The sequence below is a fragment of the Clostridium sp. FP2 genome (assembly GCF_011065955.2).
GTDB lineage: Bacteria > Bacillota > Clostridia > Clostridiales > Clostridiaceae > Clostridium_AD > Clostridium_AD tagluense.
Genome location: NZ_JAAMNI020000001.1, coordinates 2,026,741 through 2,052,245 on the forward strand (window position 1 = coordinate 2,026,741; position 25,505 = coordinate 2,052,245).

The following is a 25,505-nucleotide window of genomic DNA, read 5'->3' on the forward strand; positions in this document are numbered from 1 at the left end:
AAAGAATGAAAAGTAGACCAATTATACATGTCAATAAGGAAAAGACACAAAAATACTTAGGGGATACAGGACTTATAATATTTATAACTTTTTTAAGTGCATTTATCCCATTATCTACAGATATTTATCTCCCAGCACTTCCTAGAATGGTTGAAAGTTTTAACACCACGGCAAGTTTAGTAAATTTAACACTAATATTTTTCTTTGTATTCTATGCCTTAGGAACCTTATTTTGGGGTCCACTTAGTGATAAGTATGGTAGGAAAAGAGTACTAATTATAGGGTTATCCATATACTCTATTGAAAGTGTTTTATGTATATTTTCTGTTAATGTGTATCAACTTATATTTTTTCGTATTCTACAATCTATTGGCTGTGGTGCTGCAACAGCGGTATCAACAGCTATAGTAAAAGATGTATACAATGGCAGGAGGAGGTTAACTATAATAGCCTTGGTTCAATCTATGGGAATGTTATCACCTATAATTTCGCCGGTTATAGGGGCAATGATACTAAGTGTTCTTTCTTGGCGTGGAGTATTTGTGGTGCTTTCTATAATAGGAGTCCTAGCTTTAGCTGGAAGTATAGCAATGGAAGAGACTATTGAAGTAAGATACACAGGAAGTATATTTAGTTCCTTAGGAAGGCTAAGGGTAGTTGCAAAAAATAAGAGCTTTATATCACTTCTTATTATATTTTCCATGATATCAATAGCTACAATGTCCTTTATATCGGCATCCTCTTATATTTATGTAGATGGCTTTGGAGTAAGTGAAAAGGTATATAGTTATTATTTCGCCTTAAACGCAGTATTTTTCTTATTAGGACCCTTATTATATATTAAATTATCAAAAATATATAATAGTAATTCAATTATAACTGTTGGATATATTGTGACTAGTATAAGCGGGTTATTAATTTGTACTATAGGTAATATAAGTCCACTATTCTTTGCATTAGCATTAATACCTGCCTCTTTTTTCGGTAGTATTATGGGACCGGCAAGAACTAATCTTATGCTTGAACAGTTACAAGGAGATACTGGTGCAGCATCATCTTTAATGAGTTGTGCATTCACCTTTTATGGTAGCATTGGTATGCTTATGATTTCTTTAAACTTTACAAATAAAATAGTGGTAATGGGGTTGATGTATTTGATAATTGGACTAATAAGTCTTACATTATGGCTTATTATCTCTAAAAAACCATATATAAAGCAGGTGAGTTATCAGACTGAGGTAGCAAAAGAAAGTGTTGAGCAATTATTTTAGCTAATTGTATTTTGATAGTTTTCTTAAAGGAAAGCTAGAATGAAATGGGTAGAAAGTTTTTATATCATTAAAAAACGAGAAAGCTGTGAATATTATTCACAGCTTTCTATATTAAAGAAAAGGGGGACTTTACTTTAATGTACTTTTTATTTATATTCAAATAATAACATAGAAATGTGACAATATAATGAATAAAGTGTGTAGTATATGTTAAATTATAAAAAAAAGTAAGTTTTTATGACAAAATTAGATAGAAGTAAGGTGAAATTGTATTGTGATTTAAAAATGAGCACTCATTAATGAGTGCTCATTTTTGTTTGTCAAATAATCTTTGAAAAATACTCTTTTTTCGATGAAGCTCTTCTTCAGCGGCTGCTTTAATTTTTTGTCTTTCAAGAGTTTGAGTTAGCTTATTAACTAATTGAATATCGTGTTCTTTAATTGTCTCAGGTAATGATAATATGGCTTTATTTTTCTCTTGATCTTGTCTAAATAGAATCTGTGTGTTTTCTAATAATTTATTAATATCGTAGAGTTGCCCGTCTTTCACAGTTAACTGCTCTTTAAGAAACTCAATATTATTTTTAAGTATCTCAATCATATCTTCTTTTAAGCTCGTTACGTCTGTAGCGGCAATTTCTTCTTCTGAAGTTTGATTATATTTCAGAGATTGTTTAATTGCTTCTAGGCCTTCTTCATCTACACATGTTTTCCCGTTATGGAATATTAAAAAAGCTTTTATTTCAGGTAATTTCATTTTAGCATAAACAGTTACTTTACTTATGTTTAAACGTTTGGAAACTTTTAATGCATCATATATCATAGTACTCGCCTCCTATATTATCTATAGAAGTATTCTCCAAATATTCCCAAATTCCTTTTTTTACAAATTAAATTTATTTAAATATTGTAAAATTTAACTAGTAACTGAGCATCAAATTAAGTTAAAAACCATCAAAACAATTATGTGTTATGATGGTATTATAAAATGACATGGAGGTAAGGACATGAACAAAGAGATTTTAATTAAAATGGCATCAGACTTTATTGAAAACTCAAAAGAAAATTATATAACAAATGAAATTGCTATTTCCGAAAATGTTGTGGGAATGAAAATTTTTGAAGCGCCAATTTTTGGAGTTGCTTCTTCAGAGGATAGGTATTTTACATCATTTAAAGAACCCTCTATAATTGGTAAACACTTTATGCTCCCTAAAGAATGGCTACCAGAGGCAAAGTCTGTTATCTCATTTTTTTTACCATTTAGCCAAGCGGTTAAAAAAGGAAATGGAAGGGAGAAATCATGGCCTTCTGAAGAATGGTTACATGGACGTATTGAAGGTCAAGCTTTTATAAATAAGTTATGTATATATCTTAAGACAGAATTGATACAGGCAGACTATAACAGTCTAGTGCCTGCTTTGGATAAAAGGTTCTGGGCACAAGCTGCTTTAAATCCTGATTCAGCACACCCAGAAGTATCATTTACAAGCACCTGGTCTGAAAGACATGCGGCTTTTGTATGTGGGCTTGGAACATTTGGGCTATCTAAAGGTATCATAACGTCAAAAGGTGTAGCTGGAAGATTTGGCAGTATTATTACAGAATTATATTTATCCCCTGACAAAAGAGAATACGAAAGCATATATGAATATTGTTCAATGTGTGGTGCATGTATAAAAAAATGCCCAGTTAATGCAATATCCATAGAAAAAGGTAAAGATCACATAATATGTTCTAAATATTTGGATAAAACAGCTGAAAAGTATAAGCCTAGGTACGGTTGTGGAAAATGTCAGATAGGTGTACCTTGTGAAAGCAGAATACCTAAACAACATAACCTAAAATGAATATTATAGAGTGGAATTGGTTATTTAACAAATATTGTACAAAGTGGCTATAAATATTGTAGCCACTTTTAATATTTCATTAGTGTTTTTTTAAATTATATTGTTACAATATGTAATATAACGAATAAAATCATTATATAGTTAAATAATTTGTCGTTTTGTGCAATTTAGTGTATAATCGGTGAGCAGGGATAAATTTTCTGCACCAACTAAATTTTTGGAGATGACATTTATGAATAACAGCCAAGATAAATTAAGTACATTTTTACATAGATATCTGAATCAGAATAAGATAATTAATAAAAATCACCAATGTAAAAAAGAAAAAACAATTAACATGGATAATAATTTCAAGGAAGAATTGAAACAACATTTTAGAGAATTAACTTTGAGGTATAAAAGTAAAAGTAATAGCAATTGCGAAATATAATTAAAGAAACTTTATAATATATATGGGCATACTACTAACAATAAATTGTGGAGGTAGTATCCTATGAAAAAGAAAATATTTTTGATTTTTTTGGTTGTTTTCTTAATTACTATAGTATACGGTTCTTTTATAATAAAAAATATAACTACAACAAGTTATGGTAAGCTTGATAAAAAATTTGGTGTAATGTCAAAAATAGAAAAATATTTTAATCCTAATTCACTAAAAGAAAAATCAATATATGAAATACGCGTAGCCTTACATAAGACTACAACAATATGGGGCCCTAAGCCTATATCTTTTTCAAATATTAAAAATATGGATATAAAAACAGATATAAACCAGGTACCAGTACGAATATATACTCCTGATAATGGCGATAATTTTCCTTTGATAATCTATTCTCATGGTGGTAGCTTTATAAGTGGTAATATTGATGAGTATGACAATGTTTGCAGGAAGCTTTCAAAAAATTCAAAGGCTATAGTGGTATCTGTAAATTATCGGCTTGCACCAGAAAATCCATTTCCAGCTGGACTTAATGACGTATACAATGTGCTCCAATGGGTTTATAAAAATGCTAAGAGTATTAAGGGGGACTCTAGTCGAATATGTGTTGTAGGGGACAGTGCTGGAGGAAACCTTTCTGCTGTGGTTTCTCAAATGGCACGTGATAAAGATGGTCCCCATATAATTTCTCAGGTACTAATATATCCAGCTACAAACATTTATGAGTTAAATACTAAATCTTGGTCCTATTTTGGTATGGATTATAATCTTACAAAGGAAAACTCTGAGAAATTTATATCCCTATATACTCCAAGATTAAAAGATAGGAAAAGTGAATATACTTCCCCTCTATTATCTGAAGATTTTAAGGGATTACCTGATACACTTATAATTACAGCTGAATTTGATCCGCTAAGGGACGAGGGTGAAGCTTATGGAAATAAATTAAAGCAGGCAGGTGTGAATGTGGTTTCTACCAGATATAAAGGCGTTACACATGGTTTTATTTCTATGGGAAAAATTACAAAAAAAGCAGATGAGGCTTTAAATGAAATTTCCACATATCTAATAACACAATTTAATAAAAAGCAGATCTAATATTTAAAATAGTATTTCTTCTACACTAATTTTAAAAAATAAATAAAAGCTATGAAATTAAGGTATTAAGCCTATATTTCATAGCTTTTTTATGCCTTAATTTCACCAAACTACGAGTTAGTTCATAATATATATATATACAATTCTAAGCATAATATTGAATAGCAAAAAGGCTTTAAACTTAATAGATAAAAATGTGATACTAAAAAGAGGAGAATGTGATTTTATGAATATATGCGTTATTGGAGCTGGTTATGTAGGACTTATAACTGCATTATGCTTTGGTAAAAAAGATAATAAAGTGATTTGTGTAGAAAAGGATTTAGAGAAATTAAGTATGCTGAAAAATGGGACACCAACTATCTTTGAAAAGGGATTAGATGAATTATTAAAGGAGTCAATAAGGGTAAATAGTGTTGAGTTTACGCAGGATATGGAACTAGGAATTAAATCTTCGGATATAATTTTTATTGCAGTTGGCACTCCCACAAAGAAAAATTGGGATGTAGATATCGATCAAGTTGAACAAGTAATAAAATTAATTTGTAAATACATTGATAAATATAAAATAGTGGTAACTAAAAGTACAGTACCAGTAGGTACTCAGAAATATATAAAAAACAAGTTACTAGAAAATAATATACCACAGGAATATTTTGATGTGGTATCTAATCCAGAATTTTTAAGAGAAGGTAATGCTATAAATGATTTTTTTTATGGAGATAAAATAGTTATAGGCTGTGAATCACAAAAGGCTGAGGACTTAATGAGAGAATTATATGAGCCATTTAAAATAAAGATGGTGGTTACCAGTCCTGAAACAGCAGAGCTAATTAAATATACCTCAAATGCTTTTTTGTCTGTGAAAATCTCCTTTATGAATGAAATAGCAAATCTTTGTAATAAAGTTGGAGCAGATATTGATGTAATAGCCTATGCTTTAGGTCTAGATAAGAGAATTTCCCCCTTGTTTTTAAAACCAGGTATCGGTTATGGAGGAGCTTGTTTCCCAAAGGATACAAAAGCTTTAGTCAAAATATCTGAAAACTATCACTGTGATCTTAAAATTGTAAATACTGCTGTTGGTGTAAATGAAAAACAGAGGGTCTTGCCAGTGAAAATATTAAGAGAACATTATAAAGATCTCCAGGGAAAAACTGTATCTATATTAGGGCTAACATTTAAACCGGATACAGATGATATTCGCGAAGCACCATCTATATATATAATTGAAAAATTATTAAAGAATAAGGTTAAAATAAAAGCATATGATCCAATGGTTACAGTGGAGATAAAAAAAATATTTCCAAATATAATTTATTGTAGCGATATGTATGAATGCTTAATAGATTCAGATGCATTAATAATATGTACAGAATGGAGCGAGTTTTATAATCTTGATTTAAACAAGGTAGCTTCCTTGATGAAGGAATCTGTAATAATTGATGGAAGAAATATATTGGATACGAATAATATTAAAGGAGCCAATATTAAAGCGTATTACTCTATAGGCAAAGGGAACATTAAAAACTAAGTTATATAAAAAGCGCTAGTACTTTTAAAATAAAAGTACTAGTGCTTTTCATTTACATGATTAATATTACAGCACCTCAGGTGATGATCTAAACCACTTTACAAATTTCGAAATTCCATCATCAAATTTTGTTGAGGGATTATAACCTAAAATTTCCTTGGATTTAGAAATGTCAGCATAAGTTATTTCCACATCACCAGGCTGCAGGGGTAAATATTTTATATTAGCTTTAACGCCAATCTCAAATTCTAATCTTTGTAGCATATATTTAAGCATAATGGTATCAGATCTGCCTAAATTGAAAATTTCATACTTATGAGTACCTGTACTTGACCAGGTAATGGCTTTATCTATTCCCGCAATAATATCATCAATGTAGGTGTAATCTCTTTTAGTAGTACCATCTCCGAAAATAGTAACTTCACTTTCTTTTAACATGAGATTTGTAAATTTATAAATAGCTAAATCAGGCCTTTGTCTTTTTCCATATACAGTGAAAAATCTTAAACAAGCTATATTAATTCCATATAGATGACTATAAACATGACACAGAAGTTCACCGGACTTTTTAGTAGCGGCATAAGGTGATATTGGAAAATCTACTGGGTCAGTTTCGGCAAAGGGAAGCTTTTTATTGTTTCCATATACAGAAGAAGAGGAAGCAAAGATAAATTTATTTATACCAAATTCATTACATAAATCTAATAAATTTAGAGTGCCGCGAATATTTACTTCGTTATATAAAAGTGGGTTTATAATTGATGGGCGCACACCAGCCATAGCAGCAAGATGAACTACCACATCTATTTTGTATGAAGTAAATACTCCTTTTAAAAAATTAGTATCTCTTATATCACCTTCTTGTAGTATTAAATTATCATCAGTAATATTATTTAATTTCATGGTGTTTTTCATTTCCGTAATGTTAAATCTTTTTATTTCAGGATTATAAAAATCATTAAAGTTATCAATAATGATTATTTTATGATTGTTTTTTAGTAAATAATCACAAAGGTTTGAACCAATAAAACCTGCTCCTCCAGTTACTAAAAGTGTATAACTCAACGTGGCACCCCCTAATCTCTAAAAAATCATTTAACACTATCAAAAAGTTTTAATAAATCCTTAGCTAATCTATTAAAATTATACTTTTCCTGTGCTAGTTTTCTGCCATTCACCCCTAGTTTAAGTGCTAAATCACTATTATCTAATAGATTAACAATATTACTTTCTAGCACCCTTGGATTGGTATAATCATTCATCACAAAGCCATTTACACCTTCAATCATTACTTCGGCATTACCCCCTCGATTAGTTGTAATAATCGGTAATCCAGCGGCCATAGCTTCATAGTGAACTCTTGCTAAAGGTTCTTTCCATTGAGACATGTTTACAAAAATATCTCCTATGCTATAATATTTTGGAATTTCAGTAGGACTTAAGTAACCTGTAAAAATAACTGGTCCTTTTAGTTCTTTAGATGCTCTCTTTAATAATTCTATATAATCATTAGATTCATTTCCACCATACCACTTACTCCCTATAATCATAAGTGCAGTATTGGGGTGGGATGCCATAACTGAATTCATGGCATCTATTACGATATGGGTGCCTTTTTTTGGAGTTAATCTACCTACATATAATATTGTTTTATGATTTTGAAGGCCATATTTTGCACGCAATTTATTTCTATAAGAATCCTTGTCATTATTCCAAATTGGGTTATATATATTACAATCTACTGCAGAATACACAGGGTGAAGTTTAATAGCAGCAGAGGGATATAAATCTTTTACACCACTGGCAATAAAATGGCTTACCGTTGTAATAAAACTTACTCTATCAATGCAGGCATTGGCTAAGTTTGAATTGATTTTTTTTTGTAAAAACATTTCATTATGCAAACTTAAACTAAATGCGCAGGTTAAATTTTTACTTAAAAAGTTAACCCACCGAGGCCTGTTAAAAACATGAACTAAATCAAAGTCATTTGTAAGATAGTTTTTTACACCACGAACATACTCTTCCATAGTGCTTGCGGGCAATCGTATATATTTTACGCCACTTTTAGAATCTCTGTTAGGTAGTTTAGGATCTTGTATACAAAATACAGTTATTTCATGAAATTTTGATATTATAGGCAAAGCACCTTCAAGATATACTTGAACTGCACCTCCATTAATAGGAGGAAAGGTAAGTTTTTCAGTGCAAATAAATGCTATTTTCATAAGAACACTCCTTTTAAAGCCATCTTCGTAAAATTGAAAATTTATTTTGTTCAAATTTTGAAGTTGCAGAGATTTTGTCACTACCTATTGGTTTAGGATTCTTATGCAATGTCTTTACTAAGCCAAAAAACCAGTGAGGGAACATTAAATCGATTTTTAAAACTTTTTTTTGCTCAGGTGTTAGGGTAGTATTTGTTTCATAGTATTTTAAAATATCTTCAATATTTTTTATACTATAATCATTAAATTTCATCATTTTTTTCCCAATAATCTTTCTTAAATCCTTAACTTTCAAATCATAAGTTACGCCATCTAAATCAATAACAGTAGCGCCTTCTTTTGATAACATAACATTGCCAGTTCCAAAATCCTGATGACATAAACAGGAATCCTTTTGATCAATACTACATAAAGATCTATAAGGAGAATTATTAATTAAATTAATAGTTTTGTTGCAAATTTCTATGATGGGATCTAGTTGATTTACATAACTAAAATAAGATGGGTTATTAGGAGTTTGACTACAGAGTTCTTTTAACTTCAACATTCTATTCTTCATGGATTCATATTGATTTGGCCAGTTTCCAAGTTTAGATGATATTTTAGCATCAATTGGTGGTTCATATCCAATAGAGTCAATATGAAACTTTGACAATGCCTGCAGTGCTAAAGCTAAATCTTTAGGATTTTCTAAATTCATATCTCTTCCGTGGATCCAACTATATAATACAAATAATTGTCCATTGTACTGCGTAATAGAATTTCCTTTAGAATTAGGATAGATTTTTGGTACATTACCACCATTATTCAATATATATATTTGGGCATTAACAGAGAAAAGAGCTTCTTCAAATGAATGCTTCAAGCGTTTAAGACATAATGTAGTACCTTTATACGTGAATTTCCACAATGTTTTAAGTCCCTTACTTTGTATTGTTTGTAAATTTTGTGGTGATATATTATACTCTAGAAGAACTTTTCTACCAAGTTCTAAATAGTTAGTTAAGTCGTTTTCCATTATAAATGCCTCCTATATTAACCTATGAAGGAATGATTTTTTCAAAGTTTTGTAAAATTGGATCTATAGATTTTTCTACTTTTATCATGGCTTTTAGTCTTTCAACATATCTATCTTCAGTCCAAGTAGCTTCTCGCTCTTCATAATATTTACTCATTATACCTACAAAAAGATGAGGGAATGTTATAGCTTCCTTTAGTACTTGCCATTTCCAAAATTCAAGAGGATTTACAGTGTTGTACCAATGTAGGATTTGTTTTGTTTGCTTTAAATCCCAGGTGCCATGTCTTTTCATTACTTTATTTAAAAATTTTCTGATATCCCGTGTAGGCAAGTCAATAGCTATAGAATCTATATCTAAAACAAATATTTCCTTGGATTTTGTAAGAATGAGATTTCCAGCGGTAAAATCTTGATGACAGAGGGAATTTAAATTTTTATCAGCTTCAACCCATTTGTTATAACCTGAATTTTTATTTTCAGTTATGGCTAGCCCCATCCTTTTATAAAAATAAGGAAATACATTTAGGATAATTGCGCCAAATTCCGAATGGTTAGATTTAGACTGTTCAATATCATAAAAACCCTTTAATTTATTCATTTGACTTTGAAATTCTTCGCCTTGAAGGCCTAAGTGAATTCTTACCTTACAATCGTTAGGTGGTACAAAATTTTTAGATGCAGAATGAAAATTAGCTAATTGCTCCACAACAAGTCTTAATTCTTGAGGGTTGTCCTCATTTGGAGTGACACCAGATATAGCCTCGCTTAAAACATAGCAGCAATCAATCCCTTTTATAAACTTAGCGCCTTGTTTTGTTTTAATAATTCTAGGAAGCTTAACTTTGTTATTCAATAAATGTTCCACAGCTGCAAGTATGAATTGGAGGGTTTTAGCAGAGCAGGAATGTTTTTTTAAAATTTTATCACCATGAGGTGTTTTTATCCACCACACTGCCTTTTTACCTTTATTACATTCATTTCTTATATTAGTTACAGTAATATCATATTGGGCTAATATTAAATTTATATTTTCTTCTCCCATGATATGGCCTCCTTGTAAATCGCTTAAGCAGATAATAATATTAATTGTTATCTTACTATAAATATAAAAAGTTATTTATTTTAAAATTGCTCTTTGTAATATATACCATTTTATAATTAAATATTTAAAATGGTAATCTATTTAAGAGAATTGAGTTTGCAATAACATAAATTTAGAACTATATATGAAACCCTGAGGAGCCTTATTAAGGAAAAGAAAACTATTGTAAGATTGTATTAGTTAATAGATAAAACTATTAATCTATATTTTTATAGTGCATCCTCAGGGAATGTTAATTTAAAGTTTGTTAAAACTCAAAGGTATTATCCTCATTATCATTTGTATTTTCTTCAAAGTCTTCAAGTTGTTCAGGTTTTTCGCCCCATTTAACTTTAATTGTAAAATCACCATAATTTTCATCTGAATCAAATTTAATTTGATAATCTAATTCCTCATTATCTGGTATTACAACACGAGTTCCTTCTATTTTTAGTTTGTCCTTGAATAATTTTATAACTTCATCTTTTAAGAAAAAATAAAATTCTTCTTTGCTACCAAGATATTTTTCTCTAGAATTCATGTATAAAGCCCCCTTTCACTATAATAATATTCCAATGTGACCTTAAGGGTGATAGTATTTGTGTATATTTTTTAAGGAATTGATAAAATAAACAAACCCTCCATAGAGTTTATCTATGGAGGGTTATTTAATCATATTTATTTATATCTGTAAACAATAGCTTTTCAGTTTTGCATTTGACTTTCTTAACTTTGTTGAGTTCCTGGAGCTGGTTGAGTTCCTGGATTTGGTTGAGCTACTTGTTGGCCTTGGTTCATAGTATTTAATTGTTGTTGAGCCTGATCTATAATTTGATTCATCTGGCTAAGAACCTGATGAGATACTATTTGTTGGTTAGCTTGATTTAATGCACCCATTGCATTCTGAACAGAAGTTTGTAATTGTTGTTGAGCTTGTTGTTGCTGTTGTTGTGCTTGTTGTCTAAAGCTTTGAATTTGACTCATTAATTGTGCAGCAGTTTGTTGACTTTGTTGGCTTTGTTGCATGCCTTGGTTTTCAGGGGTGTTTGGTGTATTGCTTGTTTTAAGTTGATTTAATGTAGACTCCATTGTATTAATTTGGTTTTTAAGATCGAATAATTCTTCACCAAGTTCTACATCAGTTTTCTTTTCCATTAAACTTTCTAGTACCTTTTTATTTTTTTCATCCATTAAATATCACTCCTCGTATAGCTTTTTTATTTTTAAACACGATAATATAATATCCTATTATAACTTTCTTTATACTAGAGCGTTTGTAATTTATATGGTGTTCATTTAGGAAGTTTATAGTTTCTGACAGCATTATGCTTAACTTTCTGTTATAGTCTGATTTATTATTTAGCCTGAACTGTAGTTTCAGATTTGTTAAAGGTATTAGCAAGCTGTTGTGAAGGTGCATCATAAGGTGATACCCACTTGCGGTTTACAGCTAGCTCTGTTAATGCTGAATGACCACCTATTATTTGATTTAAACTAGAGGAATATATTGCTTTTAATTCAGGGGTAGCGCTGGTCATAGTAGCGTTTAGATATGCATCTGCTGCATTTTTTGCAGACCCAATCATATTTCCGACTATTACTTCATCATTAATATCTGTGTTATTTTTTACGATATTGTCCATTATTATTCCCATATTATTTTGCACCTCCTATTGTCACTTGATTTTCATTGATGAATTGTTGTACTCCTTTTATTCTTCCCTCTGCTGCTAAAACACCAGTCTCGGCTTGTCTTTTTAACTCTTCATCACTGATTAGATTTTTCATAACTTTTGCCACTGCTAATCCATCTTTTTCCATGGTTAACAAAGCTGTTAAGGATAATAATTCACCTTCTGAAAGTTTTCTCATATTAATACCTCCAAATTTATAATGTTTTTTACATTTTATTATGTGCATTTATGAAACAATTAAACCTTGGAATAACTTGTAAATTTATTAGAATTTTGCCTTGAAAATAAACTTTCTATGAAAGGAAAGTAAAAAAAGCATGCTAAAAGTAGTGGTTTCAAAGTGAAACAGTAAGGATAGATAATAATACTAAAGTTTTACATGTTTACTATGTCACCTATAATTATGTGTAAGCATAGAATGGAATGAAATGTATTATTCATTTTATTGGAGGTTTTTACATGAGTAATAAATATAAAGTTTGCGTATATGCAATCTGTAAAAATGAAGAAAAATTTGTTGACCGCTTTATGGATCACTTTAGTGATGCTGATGTTGTTATAGTTGTAGATACAGGCTCTACTGATAATACAATTAATAAACTAAAAGAAAGAGGAGCCATTGTTTATTCTATGGATGCGAGTCCCTTTCGATTTGATTATTCAAGAAATGAATGCTTAAAATTTATTCCAGATGATATAGATATTTGTGTATCCGCAGATCTTGATGATGTTATTGAGAGTGGTTGGAGAAAGCATTTAGAAAATGCATGGACAAAAGAAACGACAAGAGGATTATACCTATATAATTGGAAGGTCAATGATGACGGCTCGCCTGCGGTACAATATACTTGGGACAGAATTCATGCAAGACATGGATATAGATGGATATACCCAACACATGAGATTTTAGAATATTTGGGAGAGGGGGAGCAAAAACAGGTTTATATTAAGGGTATGGTAGTTAATCATTATCCTGATAAAACAAAAAATAGGAGTTTAAATCTTCCATTATTGAAATTGGCTATTGAAGAAAATCCTAATAGTAGTAGAAACACATATTATCTTGGTAGAGAGTATATGTTTGAGAGGAACTGGGATGATTGCATTTTAACCTTAAAGAATTACTTATCACTGCCTACATCAAATTATGAAGAAGAAAGAGCATCATCTATGAGGTTTATTGCAAGAGCATATTGTGAAAAGGGAGAAATATTAAACGCTAAAAAATGGTATCATAAAGCCATAAGTGAATCTATTTCATTAAGAGAACCCTATATAGAGTTGTCTTTATTAGCTTATAGGGAAAAGGATTGGCTTGGTGTTTATTATTATGCAACTGAAGCTTTAAAAATCAATAAAAAAACATTCAACTTTGCGAACGATGAAAATGCTTGGGACTATACTCCTTATGATTTAGCAGCTTTAGGTTGTTATAATTTAAATCTGATGGTTGAAGCAATAGAATTTTCTGAGCAAGCTATTAAGCTTTCGCCTAATGATGAAAGGTTATTAAATAATCATAAATTTTATTTAGATAGTTTATAAATATAAATTTTACTTTATATAATGTAAAAAATATAATATAGAAATTAGTCAGCTAAAATTCTTGGCTGATTAATTTTTGTGCTATATTTTTTTTCAATTTAACTGCAAGTTTTTATTAAATCTGTTTAACGTAAATTAAAGTGCTTGCATACTATGTAAGGACAGTATTATAAATTATGCAAATAAAATAATAGCATTTTATATAAAGATAATGTCAACGTTTTATGATTTCATATAAAGAAAGTATTATATATAAGGATGGTGTATATTATGGGTAAATCCAATGATGGTTCATCGAAGAAGTATCAATGTACCGAGATAGATGGAGCTACTGGAAATCTTATTATAAATAGTCAGAATTGTTATGACAAAGATGACGATTATAAGCATGACAGGGATGAATGTCGCAAGCATGACAGAGATGATTGTTGCAAACACGATAGAGATGAATGTTGCAAACACGATAGAGATGAATGTTGCAAACACGATAGAGATGAATGTTGCAAACACGATAGAGATGAATGTTGCAAACATGACAGAGATGATTGTTGCAAACATGACAGAGATGATTGTTGTAAGCATGATAAAGATGATTGTTGCTGCAAGCATTGCTTCCCAGCATGTATAATTGGACCAACTGGACCGACTGGTCCAACTGGACCAACTGGTCCTACCGGACCTACAGGTGCTACTGGAGCAACTGGGCCAACGGGAAGAACTGGGCCAACCGGACCTACAGGTCCTACAGGTCCTACTGGTAATACAGGTGCAGATGGTCCTACTGGCCCAACAGGTCCAACAGGTCCAACAGGTCCAACAGGTCCAACAGGTCCAACAGGTGCAACAGGTCCAACAGGTCCAACAGGCCCAACAGGCCCAACAGGTCTAACAGGTGCAACGGGTGCAACGGGCCCAACAGGCCCAACAGGCCCAACAGGCCCAACAGGTCCAACAGGTCCAACAGGTGCAACAGGTGCAACAGGTGCAACAGGTGCAACAGGTGCAACAGGTGCAACAGGTGCAACAGGTGCAACGGGCCCAACAGGCCCAACAGGCCCAACAGGCCCAACAGGCCCAACAGGCCCAACAGGTGCAACAGGCCCAACAGGTGCAACAGGTCCAACAGGCCCAACAGGTCCAACAGGTCCAACAGGTGCAACAGGTGCAACAGGAGCAACGGGTGCAACAGGCCCAACAGGCCCAACAGGTCCAACAGGTGCAACGGGCCCAACAGGTCCGACAGGACCAAGTTTCAATTCATTTGCAAATGGTGTTATAACAACAAATGAATTATCAATTCCAGTTGGAGGCACTATTATTTATAATGCTGTAGATATTGTAGGACCAGATCTCAGTTATAATCCAGCAACAGGTGTTTTTACAGTTAATACAACAGGAGTTTATGTAATAGACTGGAAGATAGCCGTTACTCCAAATCCTGGAACCGTTTCTATACAGATTGATTTGGTATCATCCCTTCGTGGTGTTATTGCTGGTATATCTATTACAGCAACAAATCCAATTATAAGTGGCTCTAATAGAGTATATGCCGCAACAGCAGGAGAAACTTTCAGATTTGTTAATAATTCTAGTGGTCCTATTAGTATAGTATTAGTAGGTTTATCCGGACCTATTGGAACTGTATCTATTTTCAGAATTGTCTAGTAGGATTAAGTTAAATTATAAAAGTAACAGATTATAAGATAATTTCAAACTTTAAAAGGCTACTTATCTTAGGTAGCCTTTTTTTTAGATAATATCTAGATTGTTTTATTACCGGATGATGAAGTGCTAATTATACAATTTAATTTCATAGAGATGAAAAATGTACTCACTTTTTTCAATGTTTGCATATAATATTATGTAGTAAATACTTTCTGGAGGTTTAAATTGAAGCAGACTGATACAGGAAAAAAAATGTCCAAAGTCGAAGAAATGAGCAATTGCATACCACAAGAAACTATAATTGAAAATGTTAGGCTAGCTGCTGCATATGTTCCATTCCAATTCCTTTGTGCTGTGTTTACGCCAGTTGAAGCACTTAGAAGAGGAACTGCTTTTCCCGAACTTTACAGTCCTTATAAAGGTGAGGATAAAAAAAGTAGACCATGTAAATTGGAAGCAATTCAAAAGGAGCGAATCTAATGAGAAATGAAATGAATAAAATGGAAATGTTAAAACAGATTAGTGCAACACGGTTTATGATGATAGACTTAGCTTTGTTCCTTAATACTCATCCATTGGATAGAGAAGCTGTTGTAGAGTATAATAATTACATTATGCAATGGAGAGGACTAAAAGAAAACTATGAGATGAATTACGGCATGTTAACTCAACTTAACTCCTTAAGCCCATACCCATGGCAATGGATAAGCGAACCCTGGCCTTGGGAAAATGAAGCTAATTTTATGTTTGAAAAGGAGGAAGTGTAATTTATGTGGACATACGATAAATTCTTAGAATATCCAGTAAAAATTAAAACTCCTAATCCAGAAATGGCAAAAATTATTATTACTCAATATGGTGGTCCAGACGGTGAGCTAGGTGCATCATTAAGATACTTAAGTCAGAGATTTTCTATGATAACTCCCGAAGCTATAGCAACATGTAATGATATAGGCACTGAAGAACTAGCTCATTTAGAAATGGTTGGAAGCATGGTTCGTCAATTAATGAAATGCGCAACGCTAGAAGAAATTCAAAAAGGCGGCATGAGTGGCTACTATGCTGACCATGGTAGAGGAATATACCCTGTAAGCGCATCAGGCGTTCCTTTTAACGCATCATATATTCAATCAAAAGGGGATCCCATTGTAGATCTTACTGAAAATTTAGCTGCAGAACAGAAGGCAAGGGCTACCTACGAATATCTAATTAGTATGGCTGATGATCCAGATGTAATAGAGCCTTTAAAATTTTTAAGAGAAAGAGAAGTTGTTCATTATCAAAGATTTGGTGAAGCCCTAAGAATTGTTCAGGATAAACTACAAGAACCACATTTGTTTATAATGCATAAACCAGTTTAAAATTTAAAATATATATAGTTGTTGAATCTTTTTTAACAACTATATATATTTTTTTATCTCATTATTTTGTTTCCTTTCTAACTGACTTATATTTAGATTTAGTCTTATCTTCAGGATTAATATATTCGTAATCGTTTTGTTCATTTTTCTTGATACCTAATGTAGCCATCTTATTTTTGGTTACAGTTAACTTATTACTCATATTATCTCACCTTTCATGTTGTTATTTACTTTTAGGATACATAAACTAATTTAAAATTTACGCAAACATATATTTATCTTAATAATCTTTAAATATTATAATGACCCAAAATTCATTTTATATGCCTATTGATTTAATAATAGTTCTAAACTAAAGGCTTATTGATTTTTCAGATAGTATAACTTAAAATACATAAAAAGATAACTTTTGTGGAAATATACTGCAGAAGGAGTGATTAAAATGGAAATGAACACTAGAGATACTATTATGAAAAAATTATTAGACGCACAAGAAAATACTAGAGACTATCAATCATTTGCAAGAGAAGTATCAGAAGAAGAAGTAAGTAATACATTCAGGGAATTTGCAGAACAATCTGCAATGCAAGCTAAGAAATTACAAGAATTATTAAATACACATGACGGAAAGCAATATAGCTAGGTATCCTAATTCAATTATTAGAAGGTATATCATTTTTCAAGATAAAAGCGACCCGTCACATAATCTGTAACCTTTGTGGACAATTTCAAAAAAATCTATTATCTATTAAAAAGATGATTTCTGTTCATTGAACAAGAGTCATCTTTTTTAAAATAAAAAAATCAGAAATTAAAATTGTAGTATATAGTTTATCAAGAATTTTTATTTTAATATAAATGAATTATATTTATGTATATTAGTTACACTATATTAGAAAATAATTTAATTTAAAAGGAGGTTTCAATGTGACTGTTATCTCTAAGGTAAAACAAACATTAGCCACTCTAAATGGGTCAGAAGCGACTTTAAGATTATATTCATTGCAAGAACGGGATCAAGAAGCTAAGGCTATTTACACTGAGGCATTCCAAGAAATAAATAAAATTAAAATAGATTTAGAAAAAAGAGTGGGTTCTATAGAGTTTCAAGAGCCCCAGTACAAAGGCGACTAAGTGAGGTGAAATAATGAATACTTGGTTAATAATATTATTAAACTCAATAATTATATTTTTTTTAACATTAGTTTTAACAAGATTTATGAAGAAAAAAAATTTATCTAGAAGTACCCCCTTTGACTTTATTTCTTATGTAGTCATTGCGCTTATAGTTACTTTAATCTCATTGGGCATAATTACAAATATATATTTTGGATTAACTGCGTTAGCTGTTTGGGGTCTAATGCCTATTATTTTAGATTATGCTTCCATGAAAAGTAAATGGATTTATAACATATTGAATGGTAAGGAAAGAGTTCTAATTAAAAATGGTAAAGTTATGGAAGAAAATTTAGCTAAAGAAAGAATGACCGGGCAAGAGTTTATACAAGAATTACGTTGCCAAAAGGCATTTAATTTAGCAGATGTTGAATTTGGTATTATGGAAACAACAGGGGATATAAATATTAGTTTAAAAGCTGATAAAAAACCTGTTACTTCATATGATTTAGGAAAAAAAATTGCATCGAAGACTGAATCACAGACAGTTATCTTAGATGGAAATATGTTGAATGAAGGGCTTACCAATATTGGATTAAATCAAGGGTGGCTTAAAACAGAGCTTAAAAACAAAGGGGTAGCACTTGAAAATGTTTTTATAGGTCAAGTAGATTCTTCAGGAGATTTGTATTTGGATCTTTTTGATGATTTGATTCAAGTCCCAAAAACACAGATTAAAGAAATGCTATATGCCAGTATTCAAAAATGTCAGGCAGACCTTATGTCATTTGCTTTAGAAACAAAAAATGAAGCAGCAAAATCAATGTACTCAAAAAATACTGAAAATTTAAAAAGGGTCTTGGAAAAATTAGAACCCTATTTATTACGTTAGAAGGTGAAATAATGTCCAATATGAAAAAGAAAAAACTAACGCCAACGGAGCTACGATACGATAAATTGGTAAAAAAGATAGAACCTAAAAGACCTATTTTAAAAAATTGTATTAAAGCATTCCTTGTAGGTGGAGCTATATGCACCATTGGTCAATGCTTACAATTATTTTTTATAACCTACCTTAATTTTAATGAAAAAACAGCAGTTAGTCCAACTTCAATAGTTTTAATCTTTATGTCAGCTTTGCTTACTGGACTTGGAGTTTATGATCACCTCGGCCAATGGGCCGGAGCTGGATCGGCTGTTCCGGTTACAGGGTTTGCTAATTCTATAGCTTCTGCCGCAATTGAGCATAGAAGCGAAGGGTATGTACTTGGAGTGGCTGGAAATATGTTCAGACTTGCTGGAGCAATCATTGTCTATGGCGTATTTTCTGCTTTTGTAGTTGCTACCATAAAAATCACAATAATATGGTTGGGGAGGATGTAAATGCTTAAAGGACATCAATCATGGATTTTCAATTCTAAACCTACAATATTAGCATCAGCCGCAGTTGGTGGTCCTTTTGAAGCGGATGGTGCTTTAGCTGATGACTTTGATATACTTCATGAAGATTTGTGGCTTGGACAGGATAGCTATGAAAAAGCAGAAAAGGTTCTTCTGGAACATGCTTGCGAAAGAGCAATAAAAAAATCAAGTGTAAAAAAAGAAGATATCAATTTTTTCATAAGTGGAGACTTAATGGACCAGATTATTTCTAGTAGTTTTACTGCAAGAACTTTGGGGATACCTTTTTTAGGGGTCTTTGGTGCTTGTTCTAGTTCCATGGAAAGTTTAGCACTAGCAGCTCAATTGATAGAAAGTAAGGCGGCTAAATATGTTATAGCATCTGCAAGTAGCCATAATGCAGCTGCAGAAAAGCAATTTAGATATCCTACAGAGTACGGTGGACAAAAACCTCCTACTGCTCAATGGACAGTAACAGGAGCTGGAGCTGCGGTCCTTGGGGAAGATGGAATTGGACCTAAGATTACTTCAGCTACCATAGGCAGAGTAATAGATATGGGTATTTCAGATCCATTTAACATGGGAGCGGCTATGGCCCCAGCGGCTGTAGATACCATTGAAGCACATTTTAGAGATTTAAATGTTGATGCCTCCTATTATGATCTTATTGCTACTGGTGATTTAGGCAAGGTAGGACATGAACTTGCTATTAGTTTATTAAAAACCCATGGCACCGAAATGCCATCTAATATATTTACAGACTGTGGACTTTTAATATATAAAAAGGATCAACCAGTTTTTTCTGGCGGTAGTGGATGTGGATGTTCTGCTACTGTAACTTATGGGCATTTTCTTAACCGTATGCGTCGAGGGGAATTAAAGAGAATATTAATTGTTGCAACAGGTGCTTTAATGTCCCCAATATCCTACCAACAAAAGGAAAGCATACCTTGTATTGCTCATGCAGTTTCTATAGAAATGTAAAAAAGAGGTGTGAGTTTAATTATGGAAAAGTTTATTTTTGCATTTGTAATAGGTGGTCTAATTTGTGTTATTGGGCAACTTATAATGGATATATTAAAGATTACTCCTGCACATACTACCTGCACATTAGTTGTAATTGGAGCAATTTTGGGAGGGCTAGGTTTATATGAGCCTTTGATAAAAATAGCAGGTGCAGGTGCGTTTATACCTATAAGTAGTTTTGGAAATACTCTTGTAACAGGTGCCTTAATTGATGCTGAAAAAACAGGATTTATAGGCATATTTACTGGTATGTTAAAAACAGCAAGTTCTGGTATTTCTGCTGCAATAACTTTTGGGTTTATTGCTGCTATAATATTTAAACCCAAAGGATAAATATATTTAACGACCCAGGAGATGATTTAAGGGAGGTGAAAATTATGACTGTAGGAACTCAAATGCAACAAGCAATTGCAGGACTGCAAAGCGCTTCTGCTACAATGAAGACTTTTTCTCTAGAAACAGAAGATAAGCAAGCAAAAAATGATTTTAAACAAATAGCAGAACAACTTGATTGTACACTAGAGATTTTAAAAGGACGACAACAATATATTCAGGGACAAGAACCTCAATATAAGTAGATTTAAAGGACTAATGGAATGGCAGACATTTCATTAGTTCTTTAATTTTCTTGTTTCATAACAGGGTAAATATAAGGAGGTGTGAAATGTCAATTAAAATAACCTTTGAAAACATGTTAATATTTATTTTACCAGTTATGGAGGTAGTATTTTTAGCATCTGTGATAATAGGAACAAGAAGGAATAAGAAGGCATTTAAGATTATTTCTTTTGTTGCTATTACAGCTATCTGTCTTAGTATATGCATCTTGCTATGGGTAAATAAAACTGTTTAGTAATCTCAAAACTACTCCACTGAAGGGATATAAGATTTGTCTTATATATAAATTTGATATAAACTAAAATTTATAATATGCTAAAACATATTTATGAGGGGTGATTTGTGATGAAACTTACTAGAAAATTTTATGCTAAAGAAACTCTGCAGGTTGCGAAGGAACTTTTAGGTAAAGTAGTTGTACACCAAGTTAATGGAGTAAAGTTAAAAGGAAAGATAGTTGAAACAGAAGCATACATTGGTTCAATAGATAAGGCTTCTCATGCTTACGGAGGAAAAAAAACACCTAGATTAGAAGCCTTATATGGTAAACCTGGAATCGCATATGTATATTTTATTTATGGTATGTATCATTGTTTCAATGTAATAACAAAAAAAGAAGGATATCCAGAAGGAGTTTTAATTAGAGCAATAGAGCCAATAGACGGAATAGACGAAATGTCAAAGTTAAGATTTAATAAAGTTCATAATGAATTAACAAAAGCTCAATTTAAAAACTTGTCTTCGGGTCCATCTAAACTGTGTATAGCGATGAATATAAATAAAGAAAATAATAAACAAGATTTATGTGCAGGTAACCTTTATATAGAAGAATCAATGGATAAAGAAAAAATTGAAATTATAGAAGCTAAAAGAATTGGAATTGATTACGCAGAAGAAGCAAAGGACTTTAAATGGAGATTTTATATAAAAGATAATGTTTGGGTATCTGTAAAATAATATTAATACAAGTAAAACAAATATAATTTTATATTGATATTAAATGTGGAATAAATATATAATTAATAAAGGGAGTTAAAATGTCTGAAGGAGGAATAATAATGAGTAAAAGTGAAGTAGCGAAAATATGTCCACTTTGTGGACAAGATAATAATTGTAAACATGGTGAAGGTGGATGTTGGTGCGATACAGTTGAATTTCCAAAGTACATATTAGATTTGATTCCAAGTGATAAAAGGGGTAAAGCTTGCATATGTAAGTCTTGTTTAGAAAAGTATCAGAAGTAAGAGAAAATGTTTATTTCCACTGTAAACATAATGTATGTATAAATTTAATAATTTCATAAAAAAAGAATGCAAAAATCAATTAATTTTTGCATTCTTTTTTTATGAAATGGAAAAATATTCAATGAGTTCCTTGACAAAATATTTATATGTAGCTAATATTGTATTAAGTTTAATGAGTATACTAAATAAACTTAAATATAAATATTTTTGAAGAAAAGTAAGGGGTGATGTAATTGAAAAAACAACAATATGATGTAGTCGTTATTGGCTCAGGTGTAGTGGGTAGTGCAATTGCAAGGGAACTTTCAAGATATGATTTGAATGTAGGTGTGTTAGAGAAAGAGTTAGATGTAGTATGTGAAACAAGTGGCAGAAACAGTGGAGTACTTCATGCAGGATTTAACAGTCAGCCTGGAACACTTATGGCCCAATTTTGTGTTAAGGGATGCAGGGGCTTTGACAAAGTTGCAAAGGAGTTAGATATACCTTTTAAAAGAACGGGAAAGCTAGTAGTAGGCTTTAGTAAGGAAGATATGGAAGGACTAAAAGCATTAAAATCACAAGGAGATGCAAATGGAGTTCCAGGTCTCGAAATTGTATACCGTGAAAAAATCAAGGAATTAGCACCTAATGTAGAAGGAGTAGCAGCTTTATATTCACCCATGACAGGAATACTAGATCCATTTATATATACGATTGCATTAGCAGAAAATGCTTGCCAAAATGGTGTGGATTTTTATTTTGATAGAGAAGTAACTGATATTGAAAGAAAAGAAAATGGCTATGAGATTATTACAAAAAATAAAGAAATCTATTTTAGTAGATGGGTAATTAATAGTGCAGGGTTGAATTCTGATAAAATAGCAAGAATGGTTGGTGTTACAGATTATACAATATATCCATGTAGAGGAGAATATTTTATTATTGACCAAAGCCTAGGCAAATTTCTTGAAATTCCAGTCTATCCAGTTCCTAATAAGAAAGAAGGGGGTCTTGGCGTACATCTTACACCTTCAATTCATGGCAATATATTTATTGGGCCAAGTGCTTATTACATAGATGAAAATGATAATTATTCTTCAACTGAGGATATTATGAACATGCTTATAAAAGAGGGGACAAAGATATTGCCTCAAATCAAAAGGGAACATTTCATCAGAAATTTCTCAGGCATAAGACCAAAACTTGTAAGTAAGGAAAAAGGTGGATATGCAGACTTTGTAATAGAAGAAAGAAAAGAAATACCTAATGTAATTAATTTAATTGGAATTGAATCTCCAGGACTCACTTGCGCTGTTCCAATTGCAGAGTATGTAGTCGAAAAAATTAAAAATAGGGAAACCTTAAAAGAAAATATAAATTTCAATCCTATTAGAAAGGGAATAGTAAAACTTATAGAACAATCTGAAGAAAAACAGGACACACTGATAAAAGAAAATTCTGATTATGGGGAAATTATTTGCAGATGTGAAAATATTACAAAAGCAGAAATCTTGCAAGCAATAAATAATCCATTAGGGGTAGATACATTAACAGGCATTAAATATAGAACAAGATCCATGATGGGAAGATGTCAGGGTGGATATTGCCAAACTAGAATTGCAGAAATCATTATAAAAGAAAAAAATGTAAAAGTTGATGAAGTAACTTATTTAAGAAAATATGGAAAGATGTTTTTAGGGGAGGTAAGACAATGCAAGTAATTCAAAAGGAAGCAATTATAATTGGTGGCGGACCAGCTGGACTTGCAGTAGCTCTAAAATTAAAAGAAAAAGGTATAGAAGACGTTTTAATATTAGAAAGGGAAGAAAAACTTGGTGGAATATTAAAACAATGTATTCATGATGGATTTGGTTTAACAAGATTTAAGCAGGCTCTTAGTGGTCCTGAATATGCTAATAGATTTATAAAGCAGGTGAAAAAAGAAAATATTCAGTTACAAACAGGAGCAACTGTAATAAATCTTACAAATAATAAGGAGGTTACAGCAGTTACAAGAGGTGGGCTAAAAAAATATAAAGCTAAAGTAGTAGTGCTGGCCATGGGTTGTAGAGAAAGAACAAGAGGCGCGATAGGTATACCTGGCACAAGACCGGCGGGGGTATTTACTGCTGGAGTAGTCCAAAGCTATATGAACATAAAAAATATTATGGTTGGGAAAAGAATTGTTATATTAGGGTCTGGAGATATAGGACTTATAATGGCAAGGAGACTCACCCTAGAAGGGGCAAAAGTATTGGCCGTAATAGAGAAACTACCTTATCCTAGTGGACTTTCAAGAAATATAGAACAATGTTTAAATGACTATAATATTCCCTTATATTTAAATCATACAGTAACAAATATTAAAGGAAAAGAAAGATTAAAAGTAGTAACTGTAAGTGAATTAGATGACAATGGACAAGCTATTACAGGAGCAGAAAAAGAGTATCAATGTGATACATTAATACTATCTGTTGGACTTATTCCTGAAAATGAGTTATCTCTTAAAGCTGGAATAAAACTTGATGCAAAAACTAAAGGGCCCATTGTGGACGAAAATTTACAAACTAGCATAGAAGGAATTTATGCAGGGGGTAATGTGCTTCATGTGCATGATTTAGTAGATTTTGTATCTGCTGAAGGGGAAAATCTTGCAGAGGCAGCAGCAAAATATATAAGAAATGAAAAGCAAAATCAAAGCCATATTTTAATAACAACAGATGAAACTGTTAATAATGTAGTTCCACAAAAGATAAGTGGAAAGCAAGATGTAGAAATAACTTTAAGGGTGAGTAGACCTTCAAGAGATGGGGCTATAGAAATTAAGCAGGGTGAAAAAGTGATCAAATTAACAAACTTTAAAAAATTAAATCCTGCAGAGATGATACACTTAATATTAAAAAAAGAGGATATTATTAGTAGTGAAAATATTAGGGTGGTGGTAGCAAAATGAATAGAGAAATGACATGTATAATTTGTCCAAATGGCTGCGAATTAACTTTAGAATTAGAAGGAAAAGTTATCAAAAAAATTATTGGAGCTTGTTGTAAAAAAGGAATAGCATATGCCTCCCAAGAAATACAAAATCCTAAAAGAACTATTTCATCATTAGTTAAAGTAAATAATGGAGAAATGCCCCTTGTTAGTGTAAGAACCACAATAGGTGTGCCTAAAGATAAGATATTTGATGTTATGAAAGAGATTAAAAACATACAAATTGATGCACCTATAAAAATTGAACAAGTGCTTATCCACAATGTGTTGGGGCTTGGCGTAGATATTATTGCTACAAAGTCTATAGATAAGAAATAAATCATTAAGACTAATATAT

Annotated in this window: 33 protein-coding genes; 23 read left to right on the plus strand and 10 right to left on the minus strand. The window is 31.6% G+C overall.

Features of this window, described 5'->3' with window-relative positions:
* Positions 1-5: 5 nt before the first annotated feature.
* Positions 6-1,271 (plus strand): multidrug effflux MFS transporter, encoded by a 1,266-nt coding sequence (locus G9F71_RS09610; protein WP_164952249.1) that lies wholly within the window; start codon positions 6-8, stop codon positions 1,269-1,271.
* A gap of 307 nt (positions 1,272-1,578) precedes the next feature.
* Here G9F71_RS09610 and G9F71_RS09615 read toward each other — a convergent pair whose 3' ends face one another.
* Positions 1,579-2,094 (minus strand): hypothetical protein, encoded by a 516-nt coding sequence (locus G9F71_RS09615; RefSeq protein WP_164952250.1) that lies wholly within the window; start codon positions 2,092-2,094, stop codon positions 1,579-1,581.
* Positions 2,095-2,278: 184 nt separating this feature from the next.
* Here G9F71_RS09615 and G9F71_RS09620 point away from each other — a divergent pair, with 184 nt between their 5' ends.
* From G9F71_RS09620 to G9F71_RS09635, 4 genes are all read left to right on the plus strand, one after another.
* Positions 2,279-3,121, plus strand: a complete 843-nt coding sequence (locus tag G9F71_RS09620) for a 4Fe-4S binding protein (protein WP_164952251.1) — start codon at positions 2,279-2,281, stop codon at positions 3,119-3,121.
* 232 nt (positions 3,122-3,353) lie between these two features.
* A complete protein-coding gene (locus G9F71_RS09625) occupies positions 3,354-3,551 on the plus strand; it encodes a hypothetical protein (protein ID WP_164952252.1) in 198 nt (65 codons plus the stop codon).
* Positions 3,552-3,614: 63 nt separating this feature from the next.
* Positions 3,615-4,658, plus strand: coding sequence for an alpha/beta hydrolase (locus tag G9F71_RS09630; protein WP_164952253.1), 1,044 nt, complete (start codon positions 3,615-3,617; stop codon positions 4,656-4,658).
* Positions 4,659-4,884: 226 nt separating this feature from the next.
* A complete protein-coding gene (locus G9F71_RS09635) occupies positions 4,885-6,192 on the plus strand; it encodes a UDP-glucose dehydrogenase family protein (protein WP_164952254.1) in 1,308 nt (435 codons plus the stop codon).
* A 66-nt stretch (positions 6,193-6,258) separates the two neighbouring features.
* Here G9F71_RS09635 and G9F71_RS09640 read toward each other — a convergent pair whose 3' ends face one another.
* The 8 genes from G9F71_RS09640 to G9F71_RS09675 form a co-directional block, all read right to left on the minus strand.
* Positions 6,259-7,257: a GDP-mannose 4,6-dehydratase gene (locus G9F71_RS09640; protein ID WP_164952255.1), complete on the minus strand. Its 999-nt coding sequence runs from the start codon at positions 7,255-7,257 to the stop codon at positions 6,259-6,261.
* Between the two features lie 26 nt (positions 7,258-7,283).
* Positions 7,284-8,420, minus strand: a complete 1,137-nt coding sequence (locus G9F71_RS09645; RefSeq protein WP_164952256.1) for a glycosyltransferase family 4 protein — start codon at positions 8,418-8,420, stop codon at positions 7,284-7,286.
* Between the two features lie 13 nt (positions 8,421-8,433).
* Complete coding sequence (locus G9F71_RS09650) at positions 8,434-9,438, minus strand: CotS family spore coat protein (protein WP_164952257.1); 1,005 nt, start codon at positions 9,436-9,438, stop codon at positions 8,434-8,436.
* 22 nt (positions 9,439-9,460) lie between these two features.
* Positions 9,461-10,483, minus strand: coding sequence for a CotS family spore coat protein (locus G9F71_RS09655; RefSeq protein ID WP_164952258.1), 1,023 nt, complete (start codon positions 10,481-10,483; stop codon positions 9,461-9,463).
* A 307-nt stretch (positions 10,484-10,790) separates the two neighbouring features.
* On the minus strand, positions 10,791-11,063 hold the full coding sequence (locus G9F71_RS09660) for a hypothetical protein (protein WP_124999923.1): 273 nt from the start codon (positions 11,061-11,063) through the stop codon (positions 10,791-10,793).
* A gap of 185 nt (positions 11,064-11,248) precedes the next feature.
* Positions 11,249-11,713 carry a hypothetical protein gene (locus tag G9F71_RS09665; protein ID WP_164952259.1) on the minus strand — a complete coding sequence of 155 codons (465 nt, stop codon included), beginning with the start codon at positions 11,711-11,713 and terminating at the stop codon, positions 11,249-11,251.
* A 164-nt stretch (positions 11,714-11,877) separates the two neighbouring features.
* Entirely contained in the window at positions 11,878-12,177 is a 300-nt protein-coding gene (locus tag G9F71_RS09670) for a spore coat protein (RefSeq protein ID WP_164952260.1), read from the minus strand.
* A 1-nt stretch (position 12,178) separates the two neighbouring features.
* Entirely contained in the window at positions 12,179-12,394 is a 216-nt protein-coding gene (locus G9F71_RS09675) for a hypothetical protein (RefSeq protein WP_164952261.1), read from the minus strand.
* 281 nt (positions 12,395-12,675) lie between these two features.
* Between G9F71_RS09675 and G9F71_RS09680 the strand changes: the two genes are divergently transcribed.
* The 5 genes from G9F71_RS09680 to G9F71_RS09700 all read left to right on the plus strand — a co-directional run bounded on the left by G9F71_RS09680 (position 12,676) and on the right by G9F71_RS09700 (position 16,787).
* Entirely contained in the window at positions 12,676-13,761 is a 1,086-nt protein-coding gene (locus tag G9F71_RS09680) for a glycosyltransferase (protein WP_164952262.1), read from the plus strand.
* Positions 13,762-14,031: 270 nt separating this feature from the next.
* Positions 14,032-15,426 carry a hypothetical protein gene (locus G9F71_RS09685; protein ID WP_224626284.1) on the plus strand — a complete coding sequence of 465 codons (1,395 nt, stop codon included), beginning with the start codon at positions 14,032-14,034 and terminating at the stop codon, positions 15,424-15,426.
* A gap of 225 nt (positions 15,427-15,651) precedes the next feature.
* Positions 15,652-15,906 carry a spore coat associated protein CotJA gene (locus G9F71_RS09690; protein ID WP_224626286.1) on the plus strand — a complete coding sequence of 85 codons (255 nt, stop codon included), beginning with the start codon at positions 15,652-15,654 and terminating at the stop codon, positions 15,904-15,906.
* Positions 15,906-16,193 carry a spore coat protein CotJB gene (locus G9F71_RS09695; protein ID WP_124999927.1) on the plus strand — a complete coding sequence of 96 codons (288 nt, stop codon included), beginning with the start codon at positions 15,906-15,908 and terminating at the stop codon, positions 16,191-16,193. The genes G9F71_RS09690 and G9F71_RS09695 overlap by 1 nt, the downstream gene beginning before the upstream one ends.
* 3 nt (positions 16,194-16,196) lie before the next feature.
* On the plus strand, positions 16,197-16,787 hold the full coding sequence (locus tag G9F71_RS09700; RefSeq protein WP_164952263.1) for a manganese catalase family protein: 591 nt from the start codon (positions 16,197-16,199) through the stop codon (positions 16,785-16,787).
* A 61-nt stretch (positions 16,788-16,848) separates the two neighbouring features.
* Here G9F71_RS09700 and G9F71_RS09705 read toward each other — a convergent pair whose 3' ends face one another.
* Positions 16,849-16,989: a hypothetical protein gene (locus tag G9F71_RS09705; protein WP_164952264.1), complete on the minus strand. Its 141-nt coding sequence runs from the start codon at positions 16,987-16,989 to the stop codon at positions 16,849-16,851.
* Between the two features lie 240 nt (positions 16,990-17,229).
* Between G9F71_RS09705 and G9F71_RS09710 the strand changes: the two genes are divergently transcribed.
* The 13 genes from G9F71_RS09710 to G9F71_RS09770 all read left to right on the plus strand — a co-directional run bounded on the left by G9F71_RS09710 (position 17,230) and on the right by G9F71_RS09770 (position 25,486).
* The gene (locus G9F71_RS09710; RefSeq protein ID WP_124999932.1) at positions 17,230-17,430 is read left to right on the plus strand and encodes a hypothetical protein; all 201 of its coding nucleotides are present in this window, start codon (positions 17,230-17,232) and stop codon (positions 17,428-17,430) included.
* A 284-nt stretch (positions 17,431-17,714) separates the two neighbouring features.
* Entirely contained in the window at positions 17,715-17,921 is a 207-nt protein-coding gene (locus tag G9F71_RS09715; protein ID WP_164952265.1) for a DUF1657 domain-containing protein, read from the plus strand.
* A gap of 13 nt (positions 17,922-17,934) precedes the next feature.
* Positions 17,935-18,795, plus strand: a complete 861-nt coding sequence (locus G9F71_RS09720; protein ID WP_164952266.1) for a DUF421 domain-containing protein — start codon at positions 17,935-17,937, stop codon at positions 18,793-18,795.
* Positions 18,796-18,806: 11 nt separating this feature from the next.
* On the plus strand, positions 18,807-19,286 hold the full coding sequence (spoVAC, locus tag G9F71_RS09725; protein WP_164952267.1) for a stage V sporulation protein AC: 480 nt from the start codon (positions 18,807-18,809) through the stop codon (positions 19,284-19,286).
* Positions 19,287-20,288 carry a stage V sporulation protein AD gene (gene spoVAD, locus G9F71_RS09730; RefSeq protein ID WP_164952268.1) on the plus strand — a complete coding sequence of 334 codons (1,002 nt, stop codon included), beginning with the start codon at positions 19,287-19,289 and terminating at the stop codon, positions 20,286-20,288.
* 21 nt (positions 20,289-20,309) lie between these two features.
* On the plus strand, positions 20,310-20,663 hold the full coding sequence (gene spoVAE, locus G9F71_RS09735; RefSeq protein ID WP_124999941.1) for a stage V sporulation protein AE: 354 nt from the start codon (positions 20,310-20,312) through the stop codon (positions 20,661-20,663).
* Positions 20,664-20,707: 44 nt separating this feature from the next.
* A complete protein-coding gene (locus tag G9F71_RS09740; protein WP_124999943.1) occupies positions 20,708-20,908 on the plus strand; it encodes a DUF1657 domain-containing protein in 201 nt (66 codons plus the stop codon).
* Between the two features lie 86 nt (positions 20,909-20,994).
* The gene (locus tag G9F71_RS09745; RefSeq protein ID WP_164952269.1) at positions 20,995-21,183 is read left to right on the plus strand and encodes a hypothetical protein; all 189 of its coding nucleotides are present in this window, start codon (positions 20,995-20,997) and stop codon (positions 21,181-21,183) included.
* Positions 21,184-21,293: 110 nt separating this feature from the next.
* Positions 21,294-21,905 carry a DNA-3-methyladenine glycosylase gene (locus G9F71_RS09750; RefSeq protein ID WP_164952270.1) on the plus strand — a complete coding sequence of 204 codons (612 nt, stop codon included), beginning with the start codon at positions 21,294-21,296 and terminating at the stop codon, positions 21,903-21,905.
* Between the two features lie 101 nt (positions 21,906-22,006).
* The gene (locus G9F71_RS09755; protein ID WP_164952271.1) at positions 22,007-22,192 is read left to right on the plus strand and encodes a cysteine-rich CWC family protein; all 186 of its coding nucleotides are present in this window, start codon (positions 22,007-22,009) and stop codon (positions 22,190-22,192) included.
* A gap of 233 nt (positions 22,193-22,425) precedes the next feature.
* Positions 22,426-23,895, plus strand: a complete 1,470-nt coding sequence (locus G9F71_RS09760) for an NAD(P)/FAD-dependent oxidoreductase (protein ID WP_164952272.1) — start codon at positions 22,426-22,428, stop codon at positions 23,893-23,895.
* On the plus strand, positions 23,886-25,127 hold the full coding sequence (locus tag G9F71_RS09765) for an NAD(P)/FAD-dependent oxidoreductase (RefSeq protein WP_263488203.1): 1,242 nt from the start codon (positions 23,886-23,888) through the stop codon (positions 25,125-25,127). The genes G9F71_RS09760 and G9F71_RS09765 overlap by 10 nt, the downstream gene beginning before the upstream one ends.
* Complete coding sequence (locus G9F71_RS09770) at positions 25,124-25,486, plus strand: DUF1667 domain-containing protein (RefSeq protein ID WP_164952273.1); 363 nt, start codon at positions 25,124-25,126, stop codon at positions 25,484-25,486. The genes G9F71_RS09765 and G9F71_RS09770 overlap by 4 nt, the downstream gene beginning before the upstream one ends.
* Positions 25,487-25,505 lie beyond the last annotated feature (19 nt).

Coding starts and splice junctions, on each gene's coding strand:
- G9F71_RS09610 (WP_164952249.1), top strand. CDS start 6: ATGAAAAGTAGACCAATTATACATGTCAATAAGGAAAAGACACAAAAA.
- G9F71_RS09615 (WP_164952250.1), bottom strand. CDS start 2,094: ATGATATATGATGCATTAAAAGTTTCCAAACGTTTAAACATAAGTAAA.
- G9F71_RS09620 (WP_164952251.1), top strand. CDS start 2,279: ATGAACAAAGAGATTTTAATTAAAATGGCATCAGACTTTATTGAAAAC.
- G9F71_RS09625 (WP_164952252.1), top strand. CDS start 3,354: ATGAATAACAGCCAAGATAAATTAAGTACATTTTTACATAGATATCTG.
- G9F71_RS09630 (WP_164952253.1), top strand. CDS start 3,615: ATGAAAAAGAAAATATTTTTGATTTTTTTGGTTGTTTTCTTAATTACT.
- G9F71_RS09635 (WP_164952254.1), top strand. CDS start 4,885: ATGAATATATGCGTTATTGGAGCTGGTTATGTAGGACTTATAACTGCA.
- G9F71_RS09645 (WP_164952256.1), bottom strand. CDS start 8,420: ATGAAAATAGCATTTATTTGCACTGAAAAACTTACCTTTCCTCCTATT.
- G9F71_RS09650 (WP_164952257.1), bottom strand. CDS start 9,438: ATGGAAAACGACTTAACTAACTATTTAGAACTTGGTAGAAAAGTTCTT.
- G9F71_RS09655 (WP_164952258.1), bottom strand. CDS start 10,483: ATGGGAGAAGAAAATATAAATTTAATATTAGCCCAATATGATATTACT.
- G9F71_RS09660 (WP_124999923.1), bottom strand. CDS start 11,063: ATGAATTCTAGAGAAAAATATCTTGGTAGCAAAGAAGAATTTTATTTT.
- G9F71_RS09665 (WP_164952259.1), bottom strand. CDS start 11,713: ATGGATGAAAAAAATAAAAAGGTACTAGAAAGTTTAATGGAAAAGAAA.
- G9F71_RS09670 (WP_164952260.1), bottom strand. CDS start 12,177: ATGGGAATAATAATGGACAATATCGTAAAAAATAACACAGATATTAAT.
- G9F71_RS09675 (WP_164952261.1), bottom strand. CDS start 12,394: ATGAGAAAACTTTCAGAAGGTGAATTATTATCCTTAACAGCTTTGTTA.
- G9F71_RS09680 (WP_164952262.1), top strand. CDS start 12,676: ATGAGTAATAAATATAAAGTTTGCGTATATGCAATCTGTAAAAATGAA.
- G9F71_RS09685 (WP_224626284.1), top strand. CDS start 14,032: ATGGGTAAATCCAATGATGGTTCATCGAAGAAGTATCAATGTACCGAG.
- G9F71_RS09695 (WP_124999927.1), top strand. CDS start 15,906: ATGAGAAATGAAATGAATAAAATGGAAATGTTAAAACAGATTAGTGCA.
- G9F71_RS09700 (WP_164952263.1), top strand. CDS start 16,197: ATGTGGACATACGATAAATTCTTAGAATATCCAGTAAAAATTAAAACT.
- G9F71_RS09705 (WP_164952264.1), bottom strand. CDS start 16,989: ATGAGTAATAAGTTAACTGTAACCAAAAATAAGATGGCTACATTAGGT.
- G9F71_RS09710 (WP_124999932.1), top strand. CDS start 17,230: ATGGAAATGAACACTAGAGATACTATTATGAAAAAATTATTAGACGCA.
- G9F71_RS09720 (WP_164952266.1), top strand. CDS start 17,935: ATGAATACTTGGTTAATAATATTATTAAACTCAATAATTATATTTTTT.
- spoVAC (WP_164952267.1), top strand. CDS start 18,807: ATGTCCAATATGAAAAAGAAAAAACTAACGCCAACGGAGCTACGATAC.
- spoVAD (WP_164952268.1), top strand. CDS start 19,287: ATGCTTAAAGGACATCAATCATGGATTTTCAATTCTAAACCTACAATA.
- spoVAE (WP_124999941.1), top strand. CDS start 20,310: ATGGAAAAGTTTATTTTTGCATTTGTAATAGGTGGTCTAATTTGTGTT.
- G9F71_RS09740 (WP_124999943.1), top strand. CDS start 20,708: ATGACTGTAGGAACTCAAATGCAACAAGCAATTGCAGGACTGCAAAGC.
- G9F71_RS09745 (WP_164952269.1), top strand. CDS start 20,995: ATGTCAATTAAAATAACCTTTGAAAACATGTTAATATTTATTTTACCA.
- G9F71_RS09750 (WP_164952270.1), top strand. CDS start 21,294: ATGAAACTTACTAGAAAATTTTATGCTAAAGAAACTCTGCAGGTTGCG.
- G9F71_RS09755 (WP_164952271.1), top strand. CDS start 22,007: ATGAGTAAAAGTGAAGTAGCGAAAATATGTCCACTTTGTGGACAAGAT.
- G9F71_RS09765 (WP_263488203.1), top strand. CDS start 23,886: ATGCAAGTAATTCAAAAGGAAGCAATTATAATTGGTGGCGGACCAGCT.
- G9F71_RS09770 (WP_164952273.1), top strand. CDS start 25,124: ATGAATAGAGAAATGACATGTATAATTTGTCCAAATGGCTGCGAATTA.